This window comes from Photorhabdus cinerea (genome assembly GCF_011189575.1).
Taxonomy (GTDB): domain Bacteria; phylum Pseudomonadota; class Gammaproteobacteria; order Enterobacterales; family Enterobacteriaceae; genus Photorhabdus; species Photorhabdus cinerea.
This window is the reverse complement of sequence record NZ_PUJW01000133.1, coordinates 1-646: the sequence shown is the minus strand read 5'-3', so window position 1 is coordinate 646 and position 646 is coordinate 1. Positions and strand designations below refer to the sequence as shown.

The window sequence follows — 646 nt, the reverse complement described above, 5'->3', positions numbered from 1 at the left end:
AACCGCAGGATAAAAAATTGCCGTGGTATAAACGGTGGTTTAGTGATGGCAAAGATAAAGCCGAAGCCGCCGCGACCGCTGTGGCTGCGACTGCCCGCAGCGCGGGAGCGGAAGGGGAAGCGCTGGTGATGCGTTACATAGGTGGCAGTGCCATCAGTGCCGGACGTTGGCTGGCAGCCCCGAATCCGGTAACGGTTGGGCTAATGGGGCTATTTTATTCGCCACAGCTGAATCAGGGTGAGGAGGATTACTTAAGTCAGTATCAACTGAGGCAAATAGCGGAACAGTTTGGTAAAGCCCCGACACGTGTGCGTTTCCGCTGGATCAGAGATGAAAAAAACGGCAAGATGACCGTTCAGGGGTATCACGTCAGCCCGGAAAGTGGTCTGGATAGGGTACCGGTTCATATGATGAGATTGAACCGGACTACAGGGAATTACGAGTTCTGGGAGCCGGGAGAAAACAGGCCGACGATTTTATGGACACCGAACGAACAAGAATTTAAAGTGCCGGCCCATACCGGGAATGAAGAACCGCCGTTTATTCCGTCGCAAATAACCGTGTTGCCGATCCCGGACAAAGTGGGCAGCGATATTGAATCGCTACCGATGCCGGAAGAGAAGGATTTTCGCGATTATATTCTGGT

At 52.6% G+C, this 646-nt stretch carries 1 protein-coding gene; it reads left to right on the top strand.

Translation table 11 applies throughout. The annotated features are described in order from the left end of the window. Window positions 1-646 (top strand): S-type pyocin domain-containing protein (locus C5469_RS22995; protein WP_207629350.1); only part of this gene is annotated, 646 nt, incomplete at both ends.